Source organism: Streptomyces sp. NRRL S-118 (assembly GCF_000716335.1).
Lineage (GTDB): Bacteria > Actinomycetota > Actinomycetes > Streptomycetales > Streptomycetaceae > Streptomyces.
This window is the reverse complement of sequence record NZ_KL591031.1, coordinates 58746-84616: the sequence shown is the minus strand read 5'-3', so window position 1 is coordinate 84616 and position 25871 is coordinate 58746. Positions and strand designations below refer to the sequence as shown.

The following is a 25871-nucleotide window of genomic DNA, read 5'->3' as shown; positions in this document are numbered from 1 at the left end:
CCGTTGGCGGGCTAGGTTCGTCCAGCACCGGATCGCCGGCCTGGGCGACATGCCCCGCTCGGGCGGCCCCAGGTCAGTCACCGACGAGCAGGTGGCCGCGCTGGTCACCAAGACCCTGCAGTCCGCACCGAGGAACGCGACCCACTGGTCGACACGCTCGATGGCGAAGGAACTGGGTCTGTCGCAGTCGACGGTGTCGCGCATCTGGCGGGCTTTCGACCTGCAGCCGCACCGCTCACAGACGTTCAAGCTGTCCACGGATCCGTACTTCATCGACAAGGTCCACGACGTCGTCGGCCTCTGCCTGGACCCGCCCGAGCGGGCTCTGGTCTTCTGCGTGGACGAGAAGTCGCAGATCCAGGCACTGGACCGCTCTCAGCCTGTGCTGCCGATGATGCCCGGTCTATCGTGATCACGGCCGGCAACGGGTGACTCCCCGCAGATCGAGCCTGTCCTGGGCAAGGTCCGTGTCCCCCGTCTTGGACCGGGCAGGCCGCGCACCCAGCCAGATCGCGTGCGCGCCGACAAGGCGTACGCCTTCCGTAAGAACCGCGCTTAGCCGCGGCGGCGCGGGATCCGCTGCACCATCCCGAACAAGGTCGACCAGGCCCGCAACCGCAAGAAAGGCGGCTCGCGCGGTGGTCGGCCGCCTCAGTTCGACCCGCAGGACTACAAGGCTCGGCAGGCCGTCGAGAGCGGCACCAATCGCCTAAAACGCGCAGTCCGCTACGAGGCGGCCGCCCTCGTCGCGGCCATCAACGAGTCGCAGTGATCAGCGCAGTTGATACAACGCTGGCAAGGAATCCGCGAGCATGGAACTGTGGTCACGCCCCGGCCACGTCGAGGAGGATCCGCGCCAGTTCGCGTGGCTGGGAGAACATCGGCCAGTGGCCGGTGTCCATCTCGATCAGCCGCCAGCGCCCGCTGGTCAGCAGCTTCGCTACATCGTCGCTCGGCTCGGGATCACCGAGCGTGCACTTGATGTAAGTCGCCGGGAGGTCGCCGAGCGGCCTTTCCAGCACGGCGGGTTCGGTCAGCGTGGCACCCGGGTGCGGCGTCGATCCGCCCACGATCCGTGCGATCTGCTCATCGGTGAGACCGTGGCCCTCGAAGTGGGCCGCAGGCGCGACCGGCCAGAACCCTCCGTTCTCGGCGATCGATGCCCTCACCATCGCCCCGCCGTCCGGCCAGGCGCAGACGAACGCTTCACCGTCGGCCGGCACACTGGAGTCAAGGAACACCACGTGAGCTAGCCGGTCACCGATCCGCCCGGCGGCCTGACCGCTTGGAATACCCGAGTAGCTGTGACCTACCAGAACAACTTCACGCAGGTCCTGGCGCTCGACCTCATCAACGATGTCCTGGACGTGGGTCTGCTGCCTGGCCGGCAAGCCTTGCTTCTCAGCGAGGCCGGACAACGTCAGCGGGTGGATGCCATGGCCGGCCGCACGCAGATGCGGCACCACATCGTCCCACGCCCACGATCCGAGTCGCGCACCTGCAATCAGCACAAAGTTCGCCATGGCCGCACCGTAGTGGAGCGGCCCGACGACCGCTCCGGAAATACTGCCATGCTTGAGGGTAGGGGAGGTCGAACAGCAGGAGAAGCACCACGAGGTTGATCGTCAGCGCACCCCTCCAGCTCGCCGTTACGCTGCGGTCGAGCGTCTGATCGAGGAACTTCCCCGTTGCCTGCGCAGGCCGCTTGGCTCTTCCGACGGTTGTCGGGGCTCGCGCCTATCACGCCAGGCGATCATCGTGCTGACGACACCGGAGAGTGTGCCGAGCACCGTCATCCAGAAGGTCATCACTTCAGTCACGGCCCCGCCCCTCCCGCGTCTGGCCGCACCCGCGCCTGCCGCCCTACCGGTGTGTGTACCGCACGCTTGATCACAGCAAGCGTGCCAACGACCGCCTGGCACACGGCTGTTACTGAGAAATCTGGGCCCCATCGCGGCGAGGCTCCCGGACCAGCGTGCGAACCGTGCTGTGCCTGCCGGGAATCTGAGGGGATCGTCGTCCCACCGCGCCGGCCGGACACTGCGACCGGGCCAGGGCGACACGCGGCTCAGCTCACTTCGCATCGCTCGGGATCGGTGGCGACACCGTCGAGCTTGTCGCCCCAGGCCCCTGGGTCCCGGTCACCCACGCCGATCTTGCGGAAAGGTCGTTGAGCTGAAGACCCAGCACCCGGCGTACGCCGGACTCGACCCTGATCGTCCTCCCCGCCAAACAGGCCGAGACTGCCCGCCTCACCAAGAGACCCACCACCGACCTCGGCACGGCATCCCACGCCTACGCCCACGCCCCGAGGAGATCCAGTGATCCCCAATGAACCACGATCCGGGGTGCAGAGAAGCGTCAAGGAGCCCAACCGCGAGTCCGGCGGCCGGGTACCGGCCCAGGGACTCCCAAAGCCCAAACTCATCCCTCATGCCGGGCAGGGCTTGACCAGTCACATGCATCTAAGCCGCGAGACTCGACCGCGCCCATGTCCCATCCTCCGTGAGGTATGTATCCACCTTCAGACCCACCTCTGCGAGAGCCTGCTCAAACTGCTCCTTCGTCAGCGGCCGGGACACGAACGTTTGGGACCATGTGGCCTCCGGAAATTCGTACTCCGCATACACCGAGTTCGCCCCATCACCAGTCGGCTCCGCCGACACGATCCGCACCGTGAATCCGCTGGGATCGACACGCTCACGCGGCAGGTTCGTGTGCCAGTCCTCACCCTCCCGTTGGATCAGCACGCAGCCACCCGCCGCGAGGTGCCGGACGCAGGTACGCAGCAGCGCCCGCCGCACTTCGACGTCTCCGGCATGCACGAGGAACGACGCAAGCATCACCACGTCGAACGTCTCGCCCAGGTCGAGGTTCTCGATCGCACTGCGTATTGCACGTGCCCCACGCACGCGATCAAGCATCTCCTGGGATTCGTCCACAGCAGTCACCGCAAAGCCCCGCTCCAGAAGCGGGTGGGTCACGCGCCCCACACCACAACCCAGCTCCAGGATGTGCGCACCCGGCGACACTGCACCGGCGACGATGTCCGGCTCGGCCCCGACCGGCAGCCGCGAGTACAACTCGACCGCGCAACCGTCCGGCGTGATCACCCCGGGCCCGGTCCCCTGATGTCCCACTCGCCTATTCAGCTCCATGCCTGTCCAACGATCCGGGCCACACCGCAGTTTCCCTACCCAGCCGGTTTCCGCTTTGGACTCGAAGCGGGAGACACCTCCCCAGAACGCACCCTCGTGGAGGGAGTCCGCAGCGAGACGGAGAGGCCGCACACCCGTCTGGGTGAAGTGCAGAGAAGGAGCCTGCTGTGCAACGGAGTCCTGCTTTCCGAGGTCATGTCGATCTCGGACGCGGAAGAGGCTGCTGACCAGGGGCACTACGAGACGGACATGTCTTCGTCGAGCGGTGGCCGCGGCCGTAGGCATGGCTCTCTGGTAGTCGCAGTGAAGACCGAGGACGGTGGGCGCCGGGGGCTAGCTGCATCAAGCGACTCAGGCAATGGCGCGGCCTGGCCACCCGCTACGAGGAGACAGTCACGGTCTACCTCGCCGGTCTCCTCATCGCGGGCCGGCGCGAAGATTTCGTTCTGGCCACGAAGGCCGGACTCAGGGTCGGCAACGGGACGAACGACGTCGGCGCGTCGGCGAAGCATCTGCTCCGCTAGCGTCGAGCGGAGCCTTCGTCGACTCGGCACCGACTACATCGACCCGTCTCAGGTGCACTGCTGGGATCCCGAAACGCCGGTGGATGAAACCCTGGCGGCGATCGATCCGTTGTACCGGTCCGCGGCACCGCCTCCGCCGCCCGCCGATCCGCCGGCGGACCAAACCGTTGCCGTGCTGCGCGCCGTCGTCGACGACCTCGCCGCCAGCACCCACGCGATCGGGGAGCTGATGCAGCATCAGTCAGCTGACCACCCTCACGGCCTTCGTCTTGGTCAGGGCACCTTGGTCGGAGCACATGATCAGACGAAGGCCGCCCCCGCGTCCGGCGAATCCCCAGGTGAGCCACCCAGTTCGAAACACCATTCGAGGCCAGAAGATAAAGAACAAGCTGAGAGGGTGTCTCACGTGGCAAGTCGTGAGCTTCTTGCGACAGCTCAGGGCAGTGGCCCAGGCCAGGCCGGCTCTGCCGGTCGTTGCGGTCCACGTACGGGATCTTGAGGCCACGAGCAGCCCATGCCAGGCTCATGCCGCATGATCGATGAATTCGCGAAGCATACCCTGCACGGGAGACTGCGGCGGGACCGCAAGGCGCTCCTCTGGAAGCTCGACGGCTTGTCCGAGTATGACGCCCGCCGACCTTTGACAGCGACCGGGACCAACCTCCTCGGCCTGGTCAAACACGTGGCCATCGTCGAGGCCAGGTACTTCGGCGAGGTCTTCGACCGGCCCTCCCCGGAACCGCTGCCCCGGTGGCAGGACCACGACGGCAGCGATCTGTGGGCAACCGAGGACGAGACACGCGATCAGATCATCGAGTCCTACCGGCGCACGTGGGAACACTCAGACGCAACGATCGACGAGCTTGCCCTCGGCGCCCCCGGCAACGTGCCGTGGTGGCCGGAGCCTTATCCCAACACGAACCTGTTCGCCATCCTGGTCCACGTCCTCGGCGAGACCAACCGGCATGCCGGGCACGCCGACATCCTCCGCGAAGGGGTCGATGGCCGAACCGGGATGCGCCCCGAGCACGAGATGCAGATCGATGAGGAAGCCCGCGACGCCTACTGCGCGAAGATCGAGCAGGCCGCCAGATCGGCCGCATCAGTCAAGGCATAGAAGGCTGTGCCATGTGGACTTGATGTTCAAACGGCATGATGGCGGCAGTGAGTGCTGATCTGTCGAAGCGTCTGGTTCCTGATGAGCTCTGGGTGCTGGTCGCCCCGTTACTGCCGTCGTTCGCCGCTCGACCGCAAGGTGGCGGGACAACTCCGCGCGACGAGCGGGCCGTGTTCACCGCAGTGGTGTACGTGCTGACCAGCGGCTGCGCCTGGCGTCATCTGCCGGACCTCTCACCACAGCGCATCGCCCCAGCGCAGGGCGGTCACCGCGAGCGCTGCACTGCGCTTGCTGCACCGGGTCCGGTTTCCGGCGGCGGACGTACGAGCCCAGCGCCGGACACCTGTGAGTGCACCGGCCAGCAGTCAGCGGCGGGCGGTAGCACCAGATCGGGGGAGCGTTTCGCCGCGTCGGACCGTCGGCTCCGCATCGTTGCCCCCCATGCGCGGAAGACGAGATGAACACAACACGGACAAGGACGGCGACTTCTCACCAGCGCAGTCGCCCGGTCACGGTGACTACCCGCGGGCCGGCCCGGGAACAGTCCCCTGATGGCGGGGAGCGACCGCGTCCCGTCCTCGCTGGCCGAACCACCCGTGGGTGCAACGGCTACCCTGACGCGGTGACGACCTCGCGAGTACTGTCGATCGCCCTCCAGGACACCGGCCAGCCCCCACTGCGTCCACTGCCAATCGAAGCAGCCGAACTGCTGCACGACCTTGACGCTCCGCCACGCCTGGTCGCCCATCTGCGAGCAGTCCACGACGTTGCAGGGCAACTCCTCGAATGGATCGCCACACGCAACCTCGATCTGGGCATCAACCCGGAGGCCGTCCTCTTCGGAGCCGCCACCCACGACATCGGCAAGGTACTGCACCCCGCCGAATTGTCCGCTCCCGGCGCCCAGCACGAAGAAGCCGGCCGTGAGCTGCTTATGACCCGAGGCATCGATTCCGTCATGGCGCGATTCGCCGGAACACACGCCGCCTGGACCGCCGAGGAAGCCGGGATGGAAGACCTCCTGGTCAGCCTGGCCGACAAGATCTGGAAGAACAAGCGGGTCCCCGAACTCGAAGATCTTGTCGTCGCCAGACTCGCGGTGGCGAGCGGAAGGTCGGTATGGGAGGAGTTCCTCGACCTGGACAGCGTGCTCGCTCGCATCGGTGACCAGGCCGATGAACGCCTCGCCTTCCAAATGACCTACCCCACAGTCGGGAACGGCCATCGACTACCTAACCTCCCGGACGCGCTCACGACATGGTGCACCGAGAACGAAGCGGTCTTCCGCGCGCGTGGGATCACCGCCGAACTGCGGAACTCCCCAGAAGACGGCCGACTCAAGAACAGTGCATGGCTGACCATCGAGGCCGGGAACCGGGTCATCCAGATCACTGTCTGGAGCAGCGGCGAAGCCGAACTCGACTACGTGAACCTCGGCAGTGGTGACAGCCGCCCTGAGCACCGAGACCTCCAAACCTCCCAAGAACTCCACGCTCTCCTCAGATCCGCACTCGACTGGGTTGCCCCCGGCCCGAGCGGCTGATCAGGAGGATGGGACACGACTCTGCGGACGGACCTCGACGACAACTGGTGCCGCATCAGGCAACTTTGCCCTGTCCTGACGTGTCGCCCGGTTGCTGCGCCGTGCCAGCACCGGACAGCCAGAGTGATCCAGGTGCGGCGACCGGAGTCCACTTCCGCCGCCTGGCCCAGGCCGCCGCCACTGCCGAGCACGGCCACTGGGACAGCGTCCTGCCCGACGTGACGCTGATGGTCGAATTGGCCCGAGGACGCCGAATCACCCACCGGCTACTGGCTGTCCAACCTTCCCGCCAGCACCCCGCTGGCCCGGTCCGTCTGACCAGGATCCGCTGGCGCATCGAGCACGACTACCGGGGACTCAAGCACGGCCCCGGCCTGGACCACTGGGAGGGACGTTCCTGGACCGGCTGGCACCACCACGTCGCCCTGGTCACCGCCGCCCACGCGTTCCTCACCGAACAGCGCCTCCCAAAAGCCGATACAGCGGACTCACTCTCCACCAGACCCTCGACACATCCAGGCCCTGCTGAACCGCTGGACCGGAACCTGCAACAGCCGCCACCGCCCCGCCCAGAACATCCACCACCAGCCCAAACCGAAGAGCCAGAGCAACCTAACGGAATCCTAATGGTGCTGTGACCGGAAAAGGCCACCGGGGTCGGGAGCGGTGAGGGAGCGGATGAGCGATTCGAGGGATCGGGCAGCCCGTGCACTGGGCGTGAGAAGATCGCGCCGTGACCATCAACCTGCATGACTTCGACGGCGAGCACTCGCTGACGCTGGATGCCGGTGGCCTGGCTGCCGTGCCGTAGTAGCTGCCGCCGGGCACGAGCCGAACGGGTACTTCTGGGAAGGTCTCGTGCGGTTCGCCTGGCCGGACATTGCCGAGCGCCTCGATTTCGACAGCGAGGCTGACATGTTCTGCGCCGTCGGGAGTTTGATCGACCTCAAGCGACTCAAGACGGCCGTTGAATCCGTCATCACGAGTCCCGAGGCAGTCCGCGACATCATTGCCCGTGCGGAGATTTCGGGCTTCGAGTTCGACGACTAGCGCCGCGGACTCGCCGGGTTGGGAGGGGTCAGGCCGCGGCCGGCAGGGGCGCCTGCCGCCCCAACGGTGACCTCGTTCACTGCGGATGCGTGCGCGCTCACGTCGTTGGTCGTCCAGGACGTCGGGGTAGCGGGCGTTGTTGTTCCGCCAGCGCAGGTAGGCATGCAGGGCCCGGGTCTGGAAGGCGTGCTTCGGATGGTTGGAGTTAGCCAGGGTGAACTACCGCAGCGGCCCAAAGCGGCCTCAATGGGATTGGCCCAGGACTTCCAACCAGCACAACGAGCAATCCGGTGAACCTATGCGGTCACAGCACCAGACCGTTTCCGACGGGTGGCGTGACGCACCCTTTGGTGGAGCGTTTCAGCCAACGTGGGGCAGGGTGATCTTTCGGAGGAGGAATGGGCTCGGCTGGAACCGCAATTGCCGAAGAGTGCGGGTCGGGGTAGGCGGTGGCAGTGTCACCGCCGGGTGATCAACGGGATGCAGTTCCGGCACCGGACTGGCCTGCCGTGGCGGGACCTGCCGTCCCGTTTCGGGATGTGGAAGAGGACAGTTCATGACCGTCACCGCAGGCGGTCAGCGGACCGCACGTGGGAGAAGATCCTGCGGGCCGTCCAGGCTGACGCCGACGCCGAGGGACGGATCGACTGGAGCATGGTCAGCGTGGACTCCACCTGCTGCCGGGCTCACCAGCACCGGGCCGGAGCCCACTCCCGCTCGCCGCGAGTTCCCGGCAGGAGGAGCACGCCCATCCGGCACCGGGGCGACGAGGCCCTGGGCCGTTCAAGAGGCGGGCTGACCTGCAAGATCTATTTTGGCGGTTGAGGGCGGACGTCGCCCACTTGCCTTCGTCACTATTCCCGGTCAGTGGCGCGATGCCCCGCAGTTGATTCCCGTGCTGGAACAGATCCGGTTCCGCGGCCGGCTGGCGGACACCCGCGTACTCGACCCGATCACCTTGGGGGCGACAAAGCCTGTTCATCGCGCCGCAACCGTCGCTATCTGCGGCGGCGCCAGATCAAGCACACGATCCCGGAGCCCAAGGACCAGCGGGCCAATCGCCAGCGACGCGGCAGCAAGGGCGGCCGTCCGACCGGATTCGACAGAGAGATCCACCGGCGCCGCAACGAATGGGCGCGGACGATCGACCAGCTGAACGTGTGGTCGCGACCCGTTACGACAAGTGGGCCTACGTCTTTCACGGGAGGGTCACCGTCGCCTCAATCCGGCTCTGGCTGCGAACGTGAGCCCCCCAGCATGCGTTCCGCATCAGCCGGAACCCAGGGAAAGGGGACGTCGGGCCACCGTGCGGATGCCCACGCGTCGAGATCGACAGCGCGCCATCAATGAAGGCATGCGTGATCAGGAACGGAGCGGCATAAGCGATGAGTTCGAGCAGTTGCAGCCGGTCGCGGCCTTCCCAGTGGTGCCCGGTCGGCTATGGGGCCGGGCTGGTGGCGGTCGGCCACCACCGGGCGGCACGTAATGCACGGCTCGCAGGCGATGTGCACACACCCGCGCAGGTGGGCCGGCGCCGGTGGACCCGCCTCGTCCGCCGGGCCGCCCGGTGGCAGTGCTCTTCCTGACGGCAACTCGTCCGTGCGATCGTGGGTTTCGCCGAGGAGGAGGGTACGAGGCCGATGGCACGTGAGGGCAGTGCGGGGCGTCTGGTGGCGGGCCGCTACCGGCTCGTCGACAAGCTCGGGTCCGGCGGGTTCGGGCATGTGTGGAAGGCCCGGGACGAGCACCTCCGCGTGGACGTGGCGCTCAAGGAAGTCTCGCTGGCGCGGATCGGCTCGGCCCCGGAACGCGCCGAAAGGGTACTGCGTGCCGAGCGAGAGGCCCGCCACGCGGCACAGTTGCGTACGCACCCCCACGTGGTGGCGGTGCACGATGTCGTGGTCGAAGACGGCGTCCCGTGGATGGTCATGGAGCTGGTGGCGGGCCGCTCCCTGGAAGAGGCGATCAGCATCGACGGCCCGTTGCCGCTCTCACGGGCGACGGAAGTCGCCGAGGCGATGCTGGAGGCACTGCGAGCTGCGCACGGGGCCGGGATCGTGCACAGGGACGTGAAACCGGCCAATGTCCTGCTGGCCGACGACGGCCGCGTCCTCCTCGCCGACTTCGGCATCGCGGTGCACCCTGCCGACACCGCGCTCACCGCGACCGGCATGGTGATCGGCTCGGTGGAGTACATCGCCCCCGAGCGGGCCGAGGGCGGCGACGGAGGGCCGGCGAGCGACCTGTTCTCCCTCGGCGTGACCCTCTACCAGGCGGTGGCGGGCCTCTCTCCGTTCAGGCGGTCGAGCGTCTCCGCCTCGCTGCGCGCCGTTCTCGCGCACGACCCCGCGCCGCTGGAGAACCAGGACGTGCTGGCCCGGCTCATCATGCGGCTGCTCGACAAGGACCCAGCCAAGAGGCCCACGGCCGCGGCGTCCCTGGACATCCTGCGGTCCGGTGGGACGGAGACGCAGCCCCCTGTCCGGACCGCACGGACACGACGGACGGAAGGCAGGTCGGTGGGCGCCCTGCTCGCCGGAGGTTTCTTCGTCCTGCCGGGCATCGCCCTCAGCATCGCCGTGCGTTTCCAGAACGACGCCGACAGAGCGGATCCCACCATGTCCTGGGGGGCAGTCGTCGCCCTGGTGCTCTTCGTGTGGGGCTCGATCCAGCTCGGCTTCGGTGGCCTGGCCGGATGGGTGCCCAAGCGCGTCGCTCTCGGCCTGGGCCTGGTCACCGGATTGGCGTTCAGTGTGCTGGCCGTGGTGAACGTGACGAGCTGGGCGACGATCGCGGGGTCGTGAACGGCGACGGCGGCCGGTTCCCGGTGGCCGGCCCTGACGGTCCGACGCGTCGCAGCGGCTCCAGCTTCGGCTCCGGCTCCGGCTCCGCCATCTGGAACGTCGTCCTCCTGAGCACGGCCGCGCGCGTGCGGCGGGGGCCGGGCCGCCGCCGGGGTCCGGCCCGGAGGCTCAGCCATCCAGGGGTCGCCAGGCCGGCCCGTCGCCGTCCTGGCGAACCCACCTGAACACCACGTCGGCGAAATGGACGCCGAAGCCGATCGTGTCGGGCTCCGCCCACTCGGCGACGAGGCGGCGGCGATCGACGGCGGTCCGGGCGGGGTCGTGGTCGTGGTCGAAGGCCGAGGACCAGTCGGGGTGGCCGATCTGGATCGGTGGGTGCATCGCGTCACCGAAGGGAATCGGACGTCGGCCTCCTCCGGTGATCACGCACTCGGCGTGCCCGACCGTGTGGCCGGGGGTGATCCGTACGCTCACACCCGGGAAGATCTCCTGCCCGTCGCCGACGGTACGAACGCGCGGGGCAAGGGCCGCGACCTGCTCGGTGATGCCCTGCGCCTCCAGGAGGTCGCGCCGGTCCCGATCCGGCTCGGACACCAGGTATGCGGCGTTGGCGAACACGGGCAGGTCACCGCCGCCGGCGGGGTGGCAGGCCCAGCCGATGTGGTCGGAGTGGAGGTGGGTGGTGAAGGCCACCGCCTCGATGCCCCCAGGCGCGCGGCCGAGTTCGGCGAGGCTGTCGGGGAGCGCACCTCCATGGATCGCGTTCAACGGTCCGTCCGGGGCCTCGAACGTCTGCGGGCCGAAGCCCGCGTCGATCAGCAGCGCCCGGTCGCCGCGCTCCACCGGCAGCCCTCCGGCATTTCCCACGAGGTGACCCGTGGGGTGCAGATACGCGCGGTGCTGGGCCCACCTCCTCGGTGGTGTCCTGGAGCAGATCGAGCGGCCGGAGCCGTACGTCGCCGTCCGGCATGTGCGACACCTTCGTGTCGCCCAGCCGTATCGAGCGGATGCGCGCCGGCCGGCGGAGTCGTTCGTCCTGATTCGCCGTGCTCGCCGTCACGTCAGTCACGGGTTCCTCCCCTCGATCGTCATGAGGCCGCCGCGTCCTCCCGCGGCGACGACGCCACCATGAGCATCAACGAGCGGCACCCGCACCCCACCGACCGCCGCGCCGAGCACCTCGCCCTCACGGCCGAGGGAACCGCTCTCCGTGGACGCCCCTGGACCTCCTCGCGGTGGACTCGCCACTGTCCGGCCTCACCCAGGATCAGCAGCTCGCCCTCCACCGCCTCCTGGAACAGGCCTCACCCGGCGGTGAGCGTCCGGCTCCGTGGCCGGTGGCAGTAGCCCGTGACCCATGAGGGCCCGGGCGACCTGGCGCCCCGGGCCAACGAAGTGGAGAGGGCCGACGTGCGGGTCGAGTACGACGTCTTGGCAGACGTGGCGTACATCCACCTGGCCGACGGATCGCGCCCGGCGAAGCGGTCCGGCAGGTACCGGCCGAGGACGGCACGGCGGTACTCGACCACGACACGGAGGGACGGCTGCTGGGTATCGAGGTGTTCGGTGCCGGATTGCCCGTCAGCGTGCTGGATGCCGCCGGGGAGCATCACCCCCGCGCCGGCACGGCCTACGCCGCGGAACGCGGGGAGTTGACGCGCGGCAGCTCCGGGCTGGGCGTCACGACCGTCCTTCAGCACCGCCGTCACGGTACAGCGGGGCATCACCCCAGGGCTCGGCAGACCACGCCATTCATTAGACAGTCGAAAAGTCTCCCTACATAATCCTTAGGCATGGGAAAGACTTACGAGCGCATCGACGGCAGACTGCGCACCTTCATGGAGCAGCAGCCCATATTCTTCACCGCGACGGCCCCGTTGGCCGGCGATGGCACGGTCAACCTCTCCCCCAAGGGCCTCAAGGGCTCCTTCGCGGTGCTCGACGAGGAGCGGATCGCGTACCTCGACTTCGCCGGCAGCACTGCCGAAACCATCGCGCACCTGCGCGAGAACGGCCGTATCACGGTGATGTGGTGCGCCTTCCAGGGGCCGCCCAACATCGTGCGGGTGCACGGCCGGGGCGAGCCCGTGTTCCGCGACGACCCGCGCTTCAAGGAGCTGCTCGCTCATTTCCCTGACATCGATCCGAGCCTGCACGGCCTGCGCGCGATCATCGTGGTGACGGCCGAACTCGTCCGGGACTCCTGTGGGTACGGGGTGCCCTTCATGTCGTACGACGAGGACCGCGACCTGCACGGCAGGCGCTTCTCGCGCGAGGACGACGCTTCCCTGAGCGCGTACTTCGCCAAGAAGGACCACATCGCACGGAGCATCGACGGTCTGCCCGGGCTGCCCCTCCCGCTGCCGCCCGGCGACTTCTGAGCCGGCGGTCCTGTCCGGTGCTTCCACGGCCGGGCCGGGCCGGGGCAGTTGTCCGGTGCTGATCGCGCGGGCCGACGGCGCCGGCCGGTGTCCGGAACGGCGGGGCGGTCACCGGAGGCGACCCGTCATGGGGTGAGTCCGGCGTCGCGGGCGAGGGGTGCGGCCCGAACGGGGCTGGCGGCGTCGAGGGCGGTCAGGATGCGGCTGACGTGTGCCTCGACGGTGCTCTCGCGCATCCCGAGGGCGTGGGCGATGCCGGCGTGGGTGTCGCCGGTGGCGAGCAGGGTCAGGACGTCGCGTTCGCGGTGGTGAGTCGCTCGACGCGGCGTTGGGCCGCGGTGGTCCGGGGCCGGTTCGTGTGGGGGTGGCGGTCGACGAGACGGCGGGCGGCGAAGGGGTGGAGCATGGCGGAGCCGGCGGCGAGGGCGTCGTGGATGTGCTCGCCCAGGTCGAAGGTGGTGAGCGTGATGACCTTGGGCGGCGGTTCCTCAAGTGGCGGGCTCGTCGGCGGCTTTCGCCGCCCGTCCGGAGCGTTTGCGCAGACCTATGACGGACGTGGCGACCGCTCCCCCGGCGAACACCGCCGCCGTCACCGCGTACCCGATCCGCAGCCATGTCGGGCGCTCGTCCCCGGACGCGGCCAAGAAGGCGAACCACACCGTGCCGACGACGTATCCCATGATCGTTACGGCGGGGGAAGTCCTGGTCCCCGCTGACTGCGCCGGCATGGCATCCCCTCGGTCGTTCATACGATGCCGGTCATCGTAACGCCGCGGTCCCCGCTTCGTGATCTTGTGGCGGCCGGCGGAGGGCGCCCCGGCCCCTGTCCCCTTGACCCGGGGCGGGGCGGTCGAGCCGGGGCGCTGACCGTTGGCGGGCGCCGTGGCTCAAGTGTACGACCGGCCCGGGCCCACACAGCTGGACGTCTCCTGCGTGGAGACGGTACGCGCCTGACGTACCGCCTCCGGCACCACCAGCCGGTGAGTGCCCCGCGGGGACGGGGCACCCTCACCGGCTGCCGCGCGCCGCGTCGAGCTCAGCCGCCCTGGAGCCGCAGCCGGAAAGCGGGACAGACGTCCGGGTCGTCCTGCGCGTAGAGATAGGTGCGTCCGTCGCCCTCGGCGATCGACAGGGAGTCGAGGGTGTCCCCATCCAGGAAGCGCTCCGGTGCGGTGAAGGAGAGGGACAGGTGCCCGAACTCGGTGGCCGAGGCGCCGCCCTGCACCACGGACCAGGTGCCGGACCCGTCGAAGGACTCACCGAGTTCGCTCCGGTACCAGTCACCGGTCGGCCAATCGTGCACGGTGACCGTGCCGCTACCCGGCTCGCTCTCCGACGCCTTCAGGGTGAGCGTCACACCCTCCGCGTCGCCCTCGCCCCGGTAGGTGCCGGCGAGTTCCCCGGAGGTCGCGCCGACCGCCTGCTCCCCCATGCAGCCCTCGACAGCGGTGGACGCCGACGAACAGCCCGGCAGGCAGGTCAGCAGAGCCAGCACGGCGGCGGCCGCCGGCAGACGTGCTCGGGACATCGGCTCACTTCTCCTTCGCCGGAATGCGCTCGGTCCAGACGATCTTCTGGTCCACGGACGAGAAGACGCCCTCCTCGCAGGTGAAATTCTCCAGCCAGTCGTAGTAGCCGATGTAGTGCAGGAACGACTCGTTGCTGGTGTTGTTCTTCATGGTGCACTCGACCACCAGGGAGACGTCGGGGTCCTGGCCCCTGACCGTGTAGTTCAGGTTGTACGAGCCGGTGAACGCCTCGCCCAGATGGTCCCCATCATGGGTGACGATCGCCGGCAGATCCGTGGTGATGAGCTTCTTGAGCGCCCTCAGCTTGCCGCTCTCCGAGATCGAGTACGCCACGCTGCCTTGCGGCTGGCCGGTGGACCGCCACTGCTCCAGCGTGTCCAGCCGCAGCTGCTCCATGCTCTCGCTGGACCGGATCAACTCGGTGATCTCGTCGCCGTAGTAGTAGTAGTAGTAGTAGTAGTCGCGGTGGCGGGGGCCTTCGCCGGTCACCCAGTCCCAGCCCAGCGAGTACGGATCGTCCGAACTGAGCCCCGGATAGGGGTCCTTGCCCTGGAAGGCGAGGTTTGCGCTCAGGCTCGCGCATCGGCATGCCGTCGCGATGGTCACGCCGTCGCCGCATACAGCTCGGCCTTCGACATCCACGGAAACGGGGCACCTCTCAAACTCAGGTTCTGGCATAGGTCTTGGGGAGCGATCACGGAGAGTCAGTGTGGCGTTCGATGATGTGGGAGGCCGAGCCTCGGCTCCGTGCCTGATGTTCTGCCTCCCCGGACTTTGACGGTGGTTCGACGATGCTGGCATCCCGTGCATGGACCTGTGCTGGGTCGAGGTGGAGCTCGTACGCGGTGGAACACTCGCTGATCTCTGTTCTTACCGCGGCGCCACATGGGCACAGTCGATTCGGGGCCGCCCTGGCCATGCCAGCCGCAGCAGCCTGTGTGATCCCCTCAAGGTTGGGCAGCAGGTCTGGTGCGTCGTCGGGATGGAGAACGATCGTGTTTCGGGGGCCGGCGGAAGTCAGGAACCCGCCTCCGTCCGGATCGCCGACACACGGCCCGCCGGGAAACACCGTCACAGGTTCGGCGGTCGGCAGGAACGGGGCTCCCCATGGCTCGAACTCCAGGACGTAGAGTTCCACATGCCTCGTGGCCGGGGGCCGGCGATACCCGTCGGGTCCGATCCGCCCGTCGAAGGCGCAGCGCGGCCGGCAGCGGGACGACCCCGACCAGCAGGGTTGCGGCCAGGACCGGTGACCAGTGCCACACCCGCAGCCAGGTCGGGCATGCCCGGGGACATTCCCGCGCCCACATCCTTCAGCTCTCCGCCGCCATCCGCTGTACCACCGCCAGCGCCTCGCGTACTGCCTCCGGGATGTCCGTCACCGGGAAGCGCGCCTGGCGCACCACGCGTTCGCGGTCCACCACCAGTACCGCCCGCTTCAGCCGCAGTGCCTGCCCGGCGCGGAACACTGGTAGCCGCAGAGCGGCGGCGAAGCGCAGGTCGACGTCTGAGAGCAGCGTGAAGGGGATGCCCTCCTCGACCGCGAACGCCCGCTGCTCGTCCGGCCGTTGAGTGCTCACGCCGCGCACCTCGGCCCCCGCCGCGCGGAAGTCGTCGTATGCTTCCCGGAACAACCGGTTCTCCAGCGTGCAGCCGATGGCACCCGGGATGTCGGCCCAGCCGTCCGGCAGCGGGCCAGGGCGACCGGTCGCCGGGTAGCAGAACAGGACGGTGGCCGCAGCCTCGGCGACGGGGTCCAGCGGCTGACCATCCCGGTGCCCCGGCAGTTCGAGGCGCGGCAGCCACTGGCCCACCAGGCCCGCCACCCGCCGCGTCTCGGCGCTGTCCTCGTCGGCCGTGCCGCTCAGCGAGCCGTTGCCGAGCAGCCAGCGGTCCGCCCAGTCCTGCATCGACAGGAGCACGGGCAGCAGTCCCCTCCCGCTCTCGGTCAGCCGGTACTCGTACCGCACCGGCCCGCTCTGATACGGAACCTTCTCCAGGACCTCCGCCTGCACCAGGTGCGCAAGGCGCTCGGTCAGCACCTTCCGAGAGATCCCCAGCTCCTCCTGCAGTGCGTCGAACCGGTGGTGCCCGCGTGCGGTCTCCCGCACCAGGAGCAGGCTCCACCAATCGCCGACCACCGCCGCCGCCTGCGCGATCGCACAGGCGGCGTCCCGCTCGGGCACCGACCTGACCATGGGCCTCCTGTCTCCCGGATGCAGCGTCGAGTCTTGGAAACCATCTTGCGCCACGTAGTCAGTTTCCGATAGGAACTCGCTTACCAGCAGGTAAGTTCCCATTAGAGACTCACTGGAGGGTTGGCGTCGCATGAGCCAGACACCGACGGTCCCGGAACACGATCACCGAAGCACCCACCACGGGAGCTCGCCCCCGGCCGTCTTCTGGCGCTACTGGGCCGCTGCCACCGTCAGCAACGCCGGCACCGCCGTCACCGCCCTCGCTCTGCCCCCGGTCGCCCTCACGATCCTCGACGCCACCGCACTCCAGGCCGCCCTGCTCGCCGCCGCTGGGCAGATCTCCTGGCTGCTGCTCAGCCTCCCGGCCGGAGTGATCGCCCAGCGCTTCCCGCTCCGCCGCCTCCAAGTCACCCTTGATCTCGTCCGGTTCGCCGCCGTCGGCTCCCTCCCGCTCGCCTGGTGGCTTGACCGGCTCAGCTTCCCGCACCTGCTACTCGCCGCGCTGGTCACCGGCGCTGCGACCGTACTCTTCGACATCGGCAACTCGACTTTTCTGCCCGACATCGTCCCGGCACGGCAGCTCGCCGCGCGCAACAGCCTGATGTCCGGCACACACGCCGTCACCGAGACCGGTGGGCCCTCCGGGGGCGGTCTCCTCGTACACGCCGCGGGCCCGGTCGGCGCTCTCGTCGTGGACGCGGCCAGCTACCTGCTCTCCGCCGTGCTGCTGCGCACCCTGCCCGAGCGCCGTCCCGCCGCCCGCACCGGCGACGGCGCCCTCCGGCTGATCCGCCAGGGCTGGACGTACGTGACGCGGCACCCAGTGATGCTACCCTGCATGCTCTGGGCCACCGCCACCAACTTCGTCTGCGCCGCCCTGGTCGCCCTCACACCCCTCTACCTCGTCCGTGAGGCCGGACTGACGCCCGTACAACTCGGTCTGGTGCTCGCCCTGGACGGAGTCGGCGCGCTCGCCGGATCCGTCGTTGCGGTCCGGCTGACCCGGCGGTTCGGCACCGCCCGGGGGCTCGTCGGAGCCGCGCTGGCCGGCGGGGTCGCTGCCTTGCTGGCCCCGCTGACCACGTCCGCAGCCGACGCGTACTGGTTCGCCCTGGGCAATGCCGGCTTCGCCTTCGGCGTCGTCATCGGGTCGATCATCACCCGCACTCACCGCCAGACCGAGTCCCCGCCTGAGCTGCTATCCCGTGTCATGGCCACCGTCCGCTTCGTCTCCTGGGGTGCCCAGCCGCTCGGCGCCCTCACCGCCGGCCTGCTCGCCACGTACGCGGGGACGCACGCGGCCCTGTGGACGGTGTGCACGGCCGCGCTCCTACCACCGCTGTACCTGCTCGCGGTCCCGGTGGGTCGCCGCCGGGACCTCGCCTGACACAGACGCCCCCACCCTCGGAAGGGGCGCGCTCGTCCCGGCGGTTTGGACCCCTGTTCGGAGTGTCGAAGCCAGCAGTCGGCCGCATCCTCCGCAACGTCGCACCGTTGCTCGCGTTCCGGCGGCCCAAGCGGTGCCGCCGGGACATCGTCCTGATCTTGACGGAACTCTTGTCCCCGCCCGTGACCACGCCGTGGCAGGGCAGTCGAAGAACTACCGGTACTCGACCAACCACCAGCGCATAGCAGCCCGCGGATGGGCGGTATCCCCTACGTACAGGTGGCGCTTTGAGGGCCGAGCCGTTGTGTGTGCAGAGGTTCGCCAGGTTGCGCGAGTGGGCCGGGCCGTGCGGGTGGGGAGGCACCGCACGCCGGAGTGCCTGCCGTCGCCCGTCGGCCGGGTGGTCAGTCGGTGGTGATGACGAGCTTTCCGCGGACGTGGCCGCTGGTGGAGGCGGCATACGCCTCATCCATGGCGGCCAGCTTGAACGTGGTCGTCTCAGCGACCTTCAAAGCGCCCGAGGACGCCAGGTCGGCGAGAACAGCCATGTCCTGGTCGGTGGCCTGGTAGATGAAGTTGATCGCCCGAACGCCCCGGCGCGCCAGGGCCTCGGGGTCGGCGGCGAAGACGGTGGTGGCCAGCCGGCCGCCGTCCCGCACCAGCGCGGCGATCTCGCCCATGACGACCTCACGGCTGTCCACGAGGTCGAGCACGGCATCCACGCCGGCAGGATGTGCGGCGCGCACGGCGTCGGCGACGTCGTCGTTGCGGTAGTCGATCACCTCGGCCGCGCCGAGGGCGCGGGCGTAGACGTGGTCCTCGCCGGCGGCGACCGCGACGACGCGGACGCCGCGGGCCGCGGCCAGCTGCAGGACGTAGGAGCCCACTCCCCCGGTCGCGCCGACCACCAGCAGCGTCTCGCCCTCGGCGAGATCCAGCCAGCGGGTCAGCGCCATGGCCGTGCCGCCGGTCATCGGCAGCGCCGCCGCCGAGGCCGCGTCCAGGCCGTCCGGCCGCACAGCCAGAGCGACGGTGTCCGCAGAGGCGGTCATGTACTCGGCGTAGGAACCATGCGGATGCCGAGCCGCAGCTCCCGGGCGGCGCATCCCGAAGACCTCCTGCCCCACTTCGAACGACGCGCCGTCTCCGGCAGCGGTGACTTGGCCGGCGACGTCGAAACCGAGGGTGTAGGGGAAGGGGAAGTCGGCACCGGGGCGTGCCAGCGCGCCGGCGCCCACCTTCCAGTCGATCGGGTTCACCGCGGCCGCGCGAACCCTGATCTGTACCTCACCAGGCCCCGGCTCGGGCACCGGCACGTCCTTGAGCTGTGGAGTCCGCCCGAAGGAGTCGATCACGAAGGCACGCATGGCAACACCTCTCCGTGCTTACGGCAGCCGGAGGAGACCCGCGGAAACCGCCGGTCATCAGCGCCGGAAGCCACAGCCTCAAATCCATAGCCGTCTATGCTTTCTCGTTCGAGCATAGACGGCTATGGAATGGTGTCAAGCGCAGCCCGATCATCACGAGACTCGGAGAGGCGGCCATGGCGGCACGCGTGAACAGCGACCCACTCCCCCGACCGACCCAGCTGCCGGTTCAGAGGCGGAGGCGATGGTCTGCTACACCGTGAACCACGCCGCACGTCTCCCAGGCCAGGCCATCTCCCACCGCCTCGCGGCCCTCGGCGTCACCACCGGCCCGCTCCCCACCCTCCTGGCCCTCCACGCCACCGACGGCCAGACCCAGAGCGAACTCGCCCGCCGCACCGGAGTCGAACAACCCACCATGGCCGTCAACTTCCGCCGCATGGAACGCGACGGCCTCCTCACCCGCACCCCCGCCCCGCCGACGTCCGCCGCGCCCTGGTCCACCTCACCGTCACAGCCCGCACCATCCAAACCGACGTGCAAGCTCTCCGCAGGCATCGACGCAGAAGCCCTCACCGGCTTCATCCACGAAGAACACACCCAACCACCTGCTGAACCGCCTCGTCCACAACCTCCAGCAACTCACCGACCACCAGCCAGACATCACCACCTGACCCCCACCCCCGATGGCCTCCGGCCGACGACGTCACGGGAGCCACCATCCACGAGTCGGGACATCCATGACCGCGGCCCTCCGGCCGGAGCCGGGCCAAGCGCACCCTGTGGCCACCATGATCACGGCGAACAGTCCAAGAACAACGCCGCAGACCACACGGCCGGGGAGGCGCAGCAGCGGCGGACCGGCAGCGGGTCAGCGCGGCGCAGCACGGCGTACGCACGGCAGCGGACGGACGAGGCAGCGGGAGCGCAGCGGGGCGGCACAGCGATGCCGGCGCGTCGGGCCGGCGGCAGTCCCGCAACCGAGCCACCGCGTGACTGCGGGCCTGCGGGCCTGCGGGCCTGCGGGCCTGCGGAGCGGCTGGCGTGGCAGCGGGGACAGCGCCGGGCCGACCGCCGGGCGGTACGTCCGGGCGAGGCAACGGACGGCGACACCGCGCGGCAGCAGCCCCGCAGGCGACGGACGAACGGAACAGGCGCCCGGGCGCCGGCGGGCCGCCGCCCGTGCTGCCGCAGGGACGCGCACGGCCGTCTGGCCGCCGTCGCCGTGCCGCCACCCGGGCTGCTCTGGCGCCGACGCTTGCTCCCACTCGAGTCGGCTGTCGCGCGGCCCTTGCCAAGGCAGCGGCTCTGACGGGCGCTGGCTTGGAACGCCTTGCGGCAGCCTCGGCGAGAGGTGTCGGTGGCAGGGGAAAGAATGCCGCTATGACACTGCTGCCGATCACTGCGCCCGCGTCCCTGCTGGACATCCACCGTCTTGACCCCGAAGCAGAAGGATGGGGTTTCAGGGTCGACCACGCCGTGGCGACTACAGCCGGCGACACGTACGTGCTGACCGGCCTGCGCCGCTACCGCGGGCACGCGGCCGGCTCGGCCGAACCCGCCGAGCAGGATTTCGGCTACCAACTGATCACCCGCCACGCCGCCGACGGAAAGCCCACCGCCACCGCCGTGTTCGGGCAGGCGGTGCCGGGCGGTGGCCCGTCGGCCATACCGGAGGGCGACAGCGCGACCCTCGCCGTCCTTCCGGACGGCGCGGTCGCCGTCAGCTCCAAGCCCGGCAGCACCCACCTCCTGTCGCCGGACCTGGACAAGGTCCTCGCCTCGTGGCCGATGTCCTGCGGCTGGGAGAGGAAGCAGGGGCCCGGGGAAGACCCGTTCGCCGCGTCGATCGCCGTCACTCCCGCGGGTCGGCTGCTGTGCATGACCTCCGAGTACGGACTCAGCAACTGGGCCGGCGCCCATCCCAATATCGTCGCCGTCTCCGACCCCGGCGCAACCCTCGGCCCGGGCCGCAAGCCCGTGCTGCGCGCCATCGCGACGCTGGACGCGCGTACCGACCGCCAGAGCGACGCCGACTCGTACGCGCACGTGCGGTACGGAGACGAGCCGGTGGGGCGCGGCAACCGGCCCTCGCCCTCGTTGACCGATGCCTTGTCCGAGCTCACCGGGACCAGCGGAAGCCTCTACGGCTACCTCGACTCCAGGATGACCCGCCCAGCAGCGCTCGGCGACGACCTGTTCGTCGTCCCGGTCTTCGGGAAGACCTACCGCTCGAGCAACCGGGGTCAGGAGTTCAGCTTCGCTCTTGTCGACGACCGCCGGGTGCTGCGGGGCAGGCTGGGAGGCTTGCACCTGCGCGAGGACAGTCCGTTCACCGGCTTCGACTTCACCGTGGTCGCCGACCCGCACCGCGCCCGTGCCTTCCATCTCAACCGCTACGGCCTGTACGCGTGGAGCGCCGACGGGGTGCTGCGCGCCCGGATGTCCACTCTGGAGAAGCCGTTCAAGCCCCTCGTCCACTTCGCCCTGCTGGAGTGCACCCCAGCAGGGGAGCTGCTCCTCGCACACCGCAAGCAGCACCTGCTGCTGCGGGTGCCGGTGCCGCAGGACCTGGGCGACCTGGCGGTGGCGGTGGAAGCCGCACTGAAGGGCTACGGACGCCAGCGCACCGCGCTGAAGAAGCAGTACGCGCCCGTGAACTGGCTCTGGTCGGACAGCGTGGCCGCCGTGCACCATCTCTGACGGTCCAGGCGTCGCCGGCTACGACCTGTGGGAGAGCGCCATCCGTGGGCGGAAGAGTGGACCCGAACGTCACGCCCGATCCCGTCGCCGCGGGCGCCCGCGGCGACGTCGCGCCCGCCGGACGAACGCCACCTGGGCGATGCAAATGCTGCGCGCGAACAACTCCCTGAGAGTTGTCCCGTAGGTGGGTTCCGACGTCGCGGGGTCAGAGGAAGGCCAGCGGGACGTCCTTCTCGATGCAGAGTCGCAGGACGCCCGCCAAGCTGGCGGGTGTCCATGATGTGCCGTTGGAGAAGCTGGTCGCTGCCCTCCCGCGCCCACTGGTCGGTGATTGCATCCAAAGGGGACAGGATCGCCGCCCAGTCGGCGACTGCTGTTGTCTCCGTCGCCCGGGAAAAGAACCAAGTCCCATGTTCCCCCTGTTTGCCGAGCACACAGGATCGTGGACACGAGGAAGCTCAGGCAACCGAGATGGTCTTGGCATGGCTGGTGTGATCACGTCGTCGGAGCCGTCCTGGACAGCCCCCTTCACCGAGCTCAGCCCACGCGCTTCAACACGCTCAAGCACAACAAGGCCCTGGCCACCGCTACGACAAACGCGCCCGCCACTACCAGGCGATGGTCACCCTCGCCTGCCTGCGACTCCGGCTGACCTGCGTTTGCGGACACGACCTGGAGCCTGTCCCGAAGTACGGCTCATTTGATCTTGTGGCAAGATCGCGGGATGCTACGACTAACCGACTTCATCATCGATTGCCCGGACACGATGAAGCTGGCAGCCTTCTACTCCGAGGTGATGGGGCTTCCGGTCAAGGAGGACAGTAACGAGAACTGGGCCGGTATCAAGTTCGGCGAGATCGAACTGGCCTTCATCAAGGTGGAGGACTATCGCGCCCCGCAGTGGCCCGACAGCGAGCACCCCAAGCAGTTCCACCTCGACTTCGAAGTCGACGACATCGAGGCCGAACAGCGCCGCGTCCTGGCCCTCGGCGCGACCCTGCAGCGGGACTGCATCGGCCCCGACGGCTACGGTTTCCGCGTCTACACCGACCCCATCGGCCACCCCTTCTGCCTCTGCCGCAACAAGGGTGTCATCTGGACCGATCAGGGCCCCGTCTGGCCCAAGCGCGACCAGTAGGTGGGGCGTCGGCGAGCGGAGACCGCGGCTGCCGCTCGCCGACGCCCTCCGTGCGCACGGCGCACGGCGCACGGCGCGTAGCACGGGTGCTGACCTCCGGCCCGGTCAGCGCCCGCCCCCCAGACCGCCCAGACGGTGACCATGGCTCTCACCGCCCGGCCCGGCGCCGCATCACGGGCAAGCGCCGCGGGCTCGGCTCCGGCCTCGAACGCATCACCGCCCAGTAGTCGGCGACGCGACGGCAGCACGCTCGAACGCTGGTTCCGCGCGGGACCAGCGCCGTCGGCAGCGGCTCGCGCGGGCGCGGCTCGGTCCAGGATGCTGAGCTCCGTGCCGGCAGGACGGGCATTCCTCGATCCCCGGCTCCATCAGCGCACGGGAGCTTCCTGCTCCATGAGGGGCGTGGAGCGGCCCGGCATTGGCAGTCGGCCAGTGGATCCGGACCGGGGTACGGGCCTGGTCGCGGCGGCGCTCCACCCGGTAGTCCGGCCGTCGGTTCGGCGGGACGGGGAGTTGCGGTGGAGAACCAAGGCGGCCAGGGCCATGGGGTCCTGTTGACGCCACCGACAGCACGGCTGGCGCCGCCCGCGCGCCCCGGCGCACTCGCCCAGCGCACACCCCACGGGCCGGCCCATGCCGACACGGAAGGTCAAACAGGAGGCCTCTCGCCGCACGGCCCGGCCGCACAGCTCCGTACGCAGGGCAGCCGGAGGTCACCGCCAAGCCGGGAAACGCCTGCGAGGGGCGGGAGTCGAGGTCCGGCTTCTGCCCGCCGCAGCTGCGTGCCGGTCCGTACGCTGAACAGGTCGGGACCGACGAGCTGATGGGGGGACCGGGTGCGTCGCAGGAACGCGCGGTGGGGTGCTGTGCTCTCGGGTGCCGGGGCGGTGGCGGTGTGCGGGCTGGCGGTCATGACGAACTATGTCACCTCCGAAGTGCCGCGGTGGACTGAGATTCCGTGGCTGGTGTGGGGGGTGTTCGGCGGCCTGGTAGTGGTCTCGGTCGCGCTGCAGCTGTGGTCCCGCCGTCTCGATGCAGACGAAGCAGGTGGTGGTGTGCCGCGGTTGGTGCCGGTGGACCACGTCGTCGCCAGCGGCGCGGCCGGATCCCTGGTCCCGCCGCGACCGCGTTCGACAGTCCGCGGCCGTGCCGGAGAGCTGGACGTGCTGGCTGAGCTGTTGCGTCGGCCGGGGGGCCGATTCGCGGTGGTGTGCGGGACCGGCGGTATCGGGAAGACCACCCTGGCTGCGGCGCTCGCCCAGCATGCCGCGGGCGCAGGACATGCGGTGTTCTGGGTGACCTGGCGCGACCCTGAGCAGTTCGCGCAGGACATGCTCCGCGTCGCCGTCGCGTGCGGCCTCCCGGAAGACGCCGTGGAAGCCGCCCGGGCCGGGCGGGCGCACCTGGCCGATGTGGTGTGGGGGCAGCTTGCGGTACGCGGTAAGTGGCTACTGGTCCTGGACAGCCTCGATGCCCCCGAAGCCGTCGGACCCAGCGGGGCAGGGCCTTTGGCGGACTACCGCGGCTGGGTACGCCCTGTCGGCGGTGGACTGCTGCTGGTCACCAGCCGCGACATGCGCACCGACACCTGGGGCCCCGACGCCAAGCTCACGCGCATGGAGACACTCGCCAACGAGCCCGGTGCAAGCGTCCTGCTCGATCTCGCCCCGGCCGCGGGCAACCGCGAGGAGGCAGCCGCCCTGGCAGAACGGCTCGGCGGACTCCCTTTGGCCCTACAGGCTGCGGGCCGATACCTAGCCGCCCCGGGAAGCCGCTACCGCACCTTTCCGGCCTACCGCGTCGCGCTCGACACCGAACTCGGCGCCCTCTTGGGCGTCGAGCACCCTCACGCCGCCGACCCCACCATCGCCAGGATGCTGGTGCACCACACCTGGGAGCTCTCACTCACCCAACTCGAGTGCGACGGGCACCATTTCGCCCGGCCTGTGCTCCGTCTGCTTTCCCTCATGGCACCGACGCCCGCCCCGTCCTCCTTCATCACACCCGCCCTCGTCGAGGAAGTAACCGGCCGACCCGCCGACCCCGCTGTCGTCGAAGCCGCGATCAACGGACTCCACGCCTACGGACTGCTCCACACCCCGAACACCGACGGCACCGACATCACAGGTTGTGTTGCCCTTCACCCTCTGGTCCAGGAGATCACCGCCCATTCCCTGACCGCCCAGGCCACAGACCTGGCCGACTGGCATCAGGCCCTCGCCCACCAGTTCCGGCGCTCCATCGACGTCGTCCGGGCTGCCGGGCCCAGCGGACAGCCCCAGGCCGACCTCCTCGTCCCTCATGTCTTGGCCATCGGGATCCCTCCGGGAGCCGGCGAGGATGTGGAACTCGCAGTGGCACAGCTCTCGAACCTCCAGGAATCGGCCGCACGGTACACGGACGTACTTTCCTTGTGCGAGCTGCTTCTGGCGGTTCACACACGTCGGTACGGATCTGAGCATGCCGACACCCTCTCCTGGCGCAGCAACCTGGCTCACGCACTATGGGACCTGGGCAGATACCAGGAAGCCGCAGACCTTCACCTTGAGGTTCTCGCCACCCGACAGCGTCTTCTGGGGGATGATCCGCTGACCTGGATGACCCGTAGCAACGTCGCCAACGCATATTTCGGCATGGGTCGTCATGAGGAAGCATCAGACCTGCACGCCGAAGTCCTCGCAGCCCGAGAACGTCTCCTCGGACCGGACCATCCCGATACCCTCACCAGCCGCAACAACCTTGCCCAAGCCTTCACTCGGCAAGGCCGCCACCAAGAAGCAGCAGATATCGATACCCAAAACCTCGCCGCCCGCATACGACTTCTGGGACCGGACCATCCCGACCCACTCACATCCCGCAACAACCTCGCCAACTCGTTCATCGACCTGGGGCGCCGTCACGAAGCAGCTGCTCTTCACACAGAGGTCCTCGCCTCCCGCGAGCGTGTTCTGGGACCGGACCACCCCGATACC

General features: G+C 69.1%; 20 protein-coding genes and 7 pseudogenes. 17 read left to right on the top strand and 10 right to left on the bottom strand.

From position 1 onward, the window contains the following. Positions 1-403: pseudogene (locus IH00_RS0133450) on the top strand (helix-turn-helix domain-containing protein); the annotation flags it as partial. A 421-nt stretch (positions 404-824) separates the two neighbouring features. On the opposite strand, the gene IH00_RS0133445 reads toward IH00_RS0133450, so the two are convergent. Together IH00_RS0133445 and IH00_RS0133440 are read right to left on the bottom strand one after the other, a co-directional pair. Beyond that, the gene (locus tag IH00_RS0133445) at positions 825-1523 is read right to left on the bottom strand and encodes an alpha/beta fold hydrolase (protein ID WP_031079827.1); all 699 of its coding nucleotides are present in this window, start codon (positions 1521-1523) and stop codon (positions 825-827) included. Between the two features lie 942 nt (positions 1524-2465). Continuing rightward, positions 2466-3158 carry a class I SAM-dependent methyltransferase gene (locus tag IH00_RS0133440; RefSeq protein ID WP_031079826.1) on the bottom strand — a complete coding sequence of 231 codons (693 nt, stop codon included), beginning with the start codon at positions 3156-3158 and terminating at the stop codon, positions 2466-2468. Here IH00_RS0133440 and IH00_RS41105 point away from each other — a divergent pair. The 6 genes and pseudogenes from IH00_RS41105 (at position 3132) to IH00_RS44570 (ending at position 7392) form a co-directional block, all read left to right on the top strand. Beyond that, positions 3132-4181 carry an aldo/keto reductase gene (locus IH00_RS41105; RefSeq protein WP_078888098.1) on the top strand — a complete coding sequence of 350 codons (1050 nt, stop codon included), beginning with the start codon at positions 3132-3134 and terminating at the stop codon, positions 4179-4181. The genes IH00_RS0133440 and IH00_RS41105 overlap by 27 nt on opposite strands. A gap of 33 nt (positions 4182-4214) precedes the next feature. Beyond that, a complete protein-coding gene (locus IH00_RS0133435) occupies positions 4215-4799 on the top strand; it encodes a DinB family protein (RefSeq protein WP_031079825.1) in 585 nt (194 codons plus the stop codon). Positions 4800-4834: 35 nt separating this feature from the next. Beyond that, entirely contained in the window at positions 4835-5260 is a 426-nt protein-coding gene (locus IH00_RS45605) for a transposase (protein WP_420710966.1), read from the top strand. Between the two features lie 161 nt (positions 5261-5421). Further along, positions 5422-6342, top strand: coding sequence for an HD domain-containing protein (locus tag IH00_RS45345; protein ID WP_063835470.1), 921 nt, complete (start codon positions 5422-5424; stop codon positions 6340-6342). Between the two features lie 143 nt (positions 6343-6485). Next, positions 6486-6854: pseudogene (locus tag IH00_RS41090) on the top strand (IS701 family transposase); the annotation flags it as partial. A 346-nt stretch (positions 6855-7200) separates the two neighbouring features. After that, a complete protein-coding gene (locus tag IH00_RS44570) occupies positions 7201-7392 on the top strand; it encodes an Imm51 family immunity protein (RefSeq protein ID WP_234335058.1) in 192 nt (63 codons plus the stop codon). 51 nt (positions 7393-7443) lie between these two features. On the opposite strand, the pseudogene IH00_RS44565 reads toward IH00_RS44570, so the two are convergent. Further along, positions 7444-7661: pseudogene (locus tag IH00_RS44565) on the bottom strand (IS630 family transposase); the annotation flags it as partial. 100 nt (positions 7662-7761) lie between these two features. On the opposite strand from IH00_RS44565, the pseudogene IH00_RS39190 reads away from it, so the two are divergent. Both IH00_RS39190 and IH00_RS0133410 read left to right on the top strand, forming a co-directional pair. Then, positions 7762-8639: pseudogene (locus IH00_RS39190) on the top strand (IS5 family transposase). Between the two features lie 393 nt (positions 8640-9032). Next, positions 9033-10196 carry a serine/threonine-protein kinase gene (locus IH00_RS0133410; protein WP_052411844.1) on the top strand — a complete coding sequence of 388 codons (1164 nt, stop codon included), beginning with the start codon at positions 9033-9035 and terminating at the stop codon, positions 10194-10196. A 168-nt stretch (positions 10197-10364) separates the two neighbouring features. Here the strand turns inward: IH00_RS0133410 and IH00_RS38145 are convergent, their stop codons facing one another. Beyond that, positions 10365-11063, bottom strand: a complete 699-nt coding sequence (locus tag IH00_RS38145; RefSeq protein ID WP_324615813.1) for an MBL fold metallo-hydrolase — start codon at positions 11061-11063, stop codon at positions 10365-10367. A gap of 926 nt (positions 11064-11989) precedes the next feature. Here IH00_RS38145 and IH00_RS0133390 point away from each other — a divergent pair. Further along, positions 11990-12577 (top strand): pyridoxamine 5'-phosphate oxidase family protein, encoded by a 588-nt coding sequence (locus IH00_RS0133390; protein ID WP_031079819.1) that lies wholly within the window; start codon positions 11990-11992, stop codon positions 12575-12577. A gap of 125 nt (positions 12578-12702) precedes the next feature. Here IH00_RS0133390 and IH00_RS41080 read toward each other — a convergent pair. The 5 genes and pseudogenes from IH00_RS41080 to IH00_RS0133365 form a co-directional block, all read right to left on the bottom strand. Further along, a pseudogene (locus IH00_RS41080) lies at positions 12703-13058 on the bottom strand (response regulator transcription factor); the annotation flags it as partial. A 7-nt stretch (positions 13059-13065) separates the two neighbouring features. Beyond that, positions 13066-13257, bottom strand: coding sequence for a hypothetical protein (locus IH00_RS0133380; RefSeq protein ID WP_031079818.1), 192 nt, complete (start codon positions 13255-13257; stop codon positions 13066-13068). A 356-nt stretch (positions 13258-13613) separates the two neighbouring features. Next, entirely contained in the window at positions 13614-14105 is a 492-nt protein-coding gene (locus IH00_RS39185) for a hypothetical protein (RefSeq protein WP_052411843.1), read from the bottom strand. Positions 14106-14109: 4 nt separating this feature from the next. Further along, on the bottom strand, positions 14110-14712 hold the full coding sequence (locus IH00_RS0133370; protein WP_031079816.1) for a hypothetical protein: 603 nt from the start codon (positions 14710-14712) through the stop codon (positions 14110-14112). Positions 14713-15419: 707 nt separating this feature from the next. Continuing rightward, positions 15420-16304, bottom strand: a complete 885-nt coding sequence (locus IH00_RS0133365; protein ID WP_031079815.1) for a winged helix-turn-helix transcriptional regulator — start codon at positions 16302-16304, stop codon at positions 15420-15422. Between the two features lie 130 nt (positions 16305-16434). On the opposite strand from IH00_RS0133365, the gene IH00_RS0133360 reads away from it, so the two are divergent. Together IH00_RS0133360 and IH00_RS44560 are read left to right on the top strand one after the other, a co-directional pair. Further along, entirely contained in the window at positions 16435-17691 is a 1257-nt protein-coding gene (locus IH00_RS0133360; protein ID WP_031079814.1) for an MFS transporter, read from the top strand. A gap of 38 nt (positions 17692-17729) precedes the next feature. Further along, positions 17730-17929, top strand: a pseudogene (locus IH00_RS44560) (IS5/IS1182 family transposase); the annotation flags it as partial. A 166-nt stretch (positions 17930-18095) separates the two neighbouring features. Here IH00_RS44560 and IH00_RS0133355 read toward each other — a convergent pair. Beyond that, positions 18096-19058: an NADP-dependent oxidoreductase gene (locus IH00_RS0133355; RefSeq protein WP_052411842.1), complete on the bottom strand. Its 963-nt coding sequence runs from the start codon at positions 19056-19058 to the stop codon at positions 18096-18098. Between the two features lie 124 nt (positions 19059-19182). On the opposite strand from IH00_RS0133355, the gene IH00_RS45600 reads away from it, so the two are divergent. The 5 genes and pseudogenes from IH00_RS45600 to IH00_RS0133335 all read left to right on the top strand — a co-directional run. Beyond that, positions 19183-20370, top strand: a complete 1188-nt coding sequence (locus IH00_RS45600) for a MarR family transcriptional regulator (RefSeq protein WP_078888097.1) — start codon at positions 19183-19185, stop codon at positions 20368-20370. 71 nt (positions 20371-20441) lie between these two features. Continuing rightward, positions 20442-21761: a hypothetical protein gene (locus tag IH00_RS0133345; protein WP_031079811.1), complete on the top strand. Its 1320-nt coding sequence runs from the start codon at positions 20442-20444 to the stop codon at positions 21759-21761. A gap of 550 nt (positions 21762-22311) precedes the next feature. Then, positions 22312-22412 (top strand): annotated as a pseudogene (locus IH00_RS42275) (IS5/IS1182 family transposase); the annotation flags it as partial. Positions 22413-22485: 73 nt separating this feature from the next. After that, entirely contained in the window at positions 22486-22899 is a 414-nt protein-coding gene (locus IH00_RS0133340; RefSeq protein WP_031079810.1) for a VOC family protein, read from the top strand. Between the two features lie 911 nt (positions 22900-23810). Next, on the top strand, positions 23811-25871 hold a 2061-nt coding region (locus tag IH00_RS0133335), incomplete at its 3' end, for a tetratricopeptide repeat protein (protein WP_158828082.1).

Coding starts and splice junctions, on each gene's coding strand:
- IH00_RS0133445 (WP_031079827.1), bottom strand. CDS start 1,523: ATGGCGAACTTTGTGCTGATTGCAGGTGCGCGACTCGGATCGTGGGCG.
- IH00_RS41105 (WP_078888098.1), top strand. CDS start 3,132: ATGTCCCACTCGCCTATTCAGCTCCATGCCTGTCCAACGATCCGGGCC.
- IH00_RS0133440 (WP_031079826.1), bottom strand. CDS start 3,158: ATGGAGCTGAATAGGCGAGTGGGACATCAGGGGACCGGGCCCGGGGTG.
- IH00_RS0133435 (WP_031079825.1), top strand. CDS start 4,215: ATGATCGATGAATTCGCGAAGCATACCCTGCACGGGAGACTGCGGCGG.
- IH00_RS45605 (WP_420710966.1), top strand. CDS start 4,835: ATGATGGCGGCAGTGAGTGCTGATCTGTCGAAGCGTCTGGTTCCTGAT.
- IH00_RS0133410 (WP_052411844.1), top strand. CDS start 9,033: ATGGCACGTGAGGGCAGTGCGGGGCGTCTGGTGGCGGGCCGCTACCGG.
- IH00_RS0133390 (WP_031079819.1), top strand. CDS start 11,990: ATGGGAAAGACTTACGAGCGCATCGACGGCAGACTGCGCACCTTCATG.
- IH00_RS0133380 (WP_031079818.1), bottom strand. CDS start 13,257: ATGGGATACGTCGTCGGCACGGTGTGGTTCGCCTTCTTGGCCGCGTCC.
- IH00_RS39185 (WP_052411843.1), bottom strand. CDS start 14,105: ATGTCCCGAGCACGTCTGCCGGCGGCCGCCGCCGTGCTGGCTCTGCTG.
- IH00_RS0133365 (WP_031079815.1), bottom strand. CDS start 16,304: ATGGTCAGGTCGGTGCCCGAGCGGGACGCCGCCTGTGCGATCGCGCAG.
- IH00_RS0133360 (WP_031079814.1), top strand. CDS start 16,435: ATGAGCCAGACACCGACGGTCCCGGAACACGATCACCGAAGCACCCAC.
- IH00_RS0133355 (WP_052411842.1), bottom strand. CDS start 19,058: ATGCGTGCCTTCGTGATCGACTCCTTCGGGCGGACTCCACAGCTCAAG.
- IH00_RS45600 (WP_078888097.1), top strand. CDS start 19,183: ATGGAATGGTGTCAAGCGCAGCCCGATCATCACGAGACTCGGAGAGGC.
- IH00_RS0133345 (WP_031079811.1), top strand. CDS start 20,442: ATGACACTGCTGCCGATCACTGCGCCCGCGTCCCTGCTGGACATCCAC.
- IH00_RS0133340 (WP_031079810.1), top strand. CDS start 22,486: ATGCTACGACTAACCGACTTCATCATCGATTGCCCGGACACGATGAAG.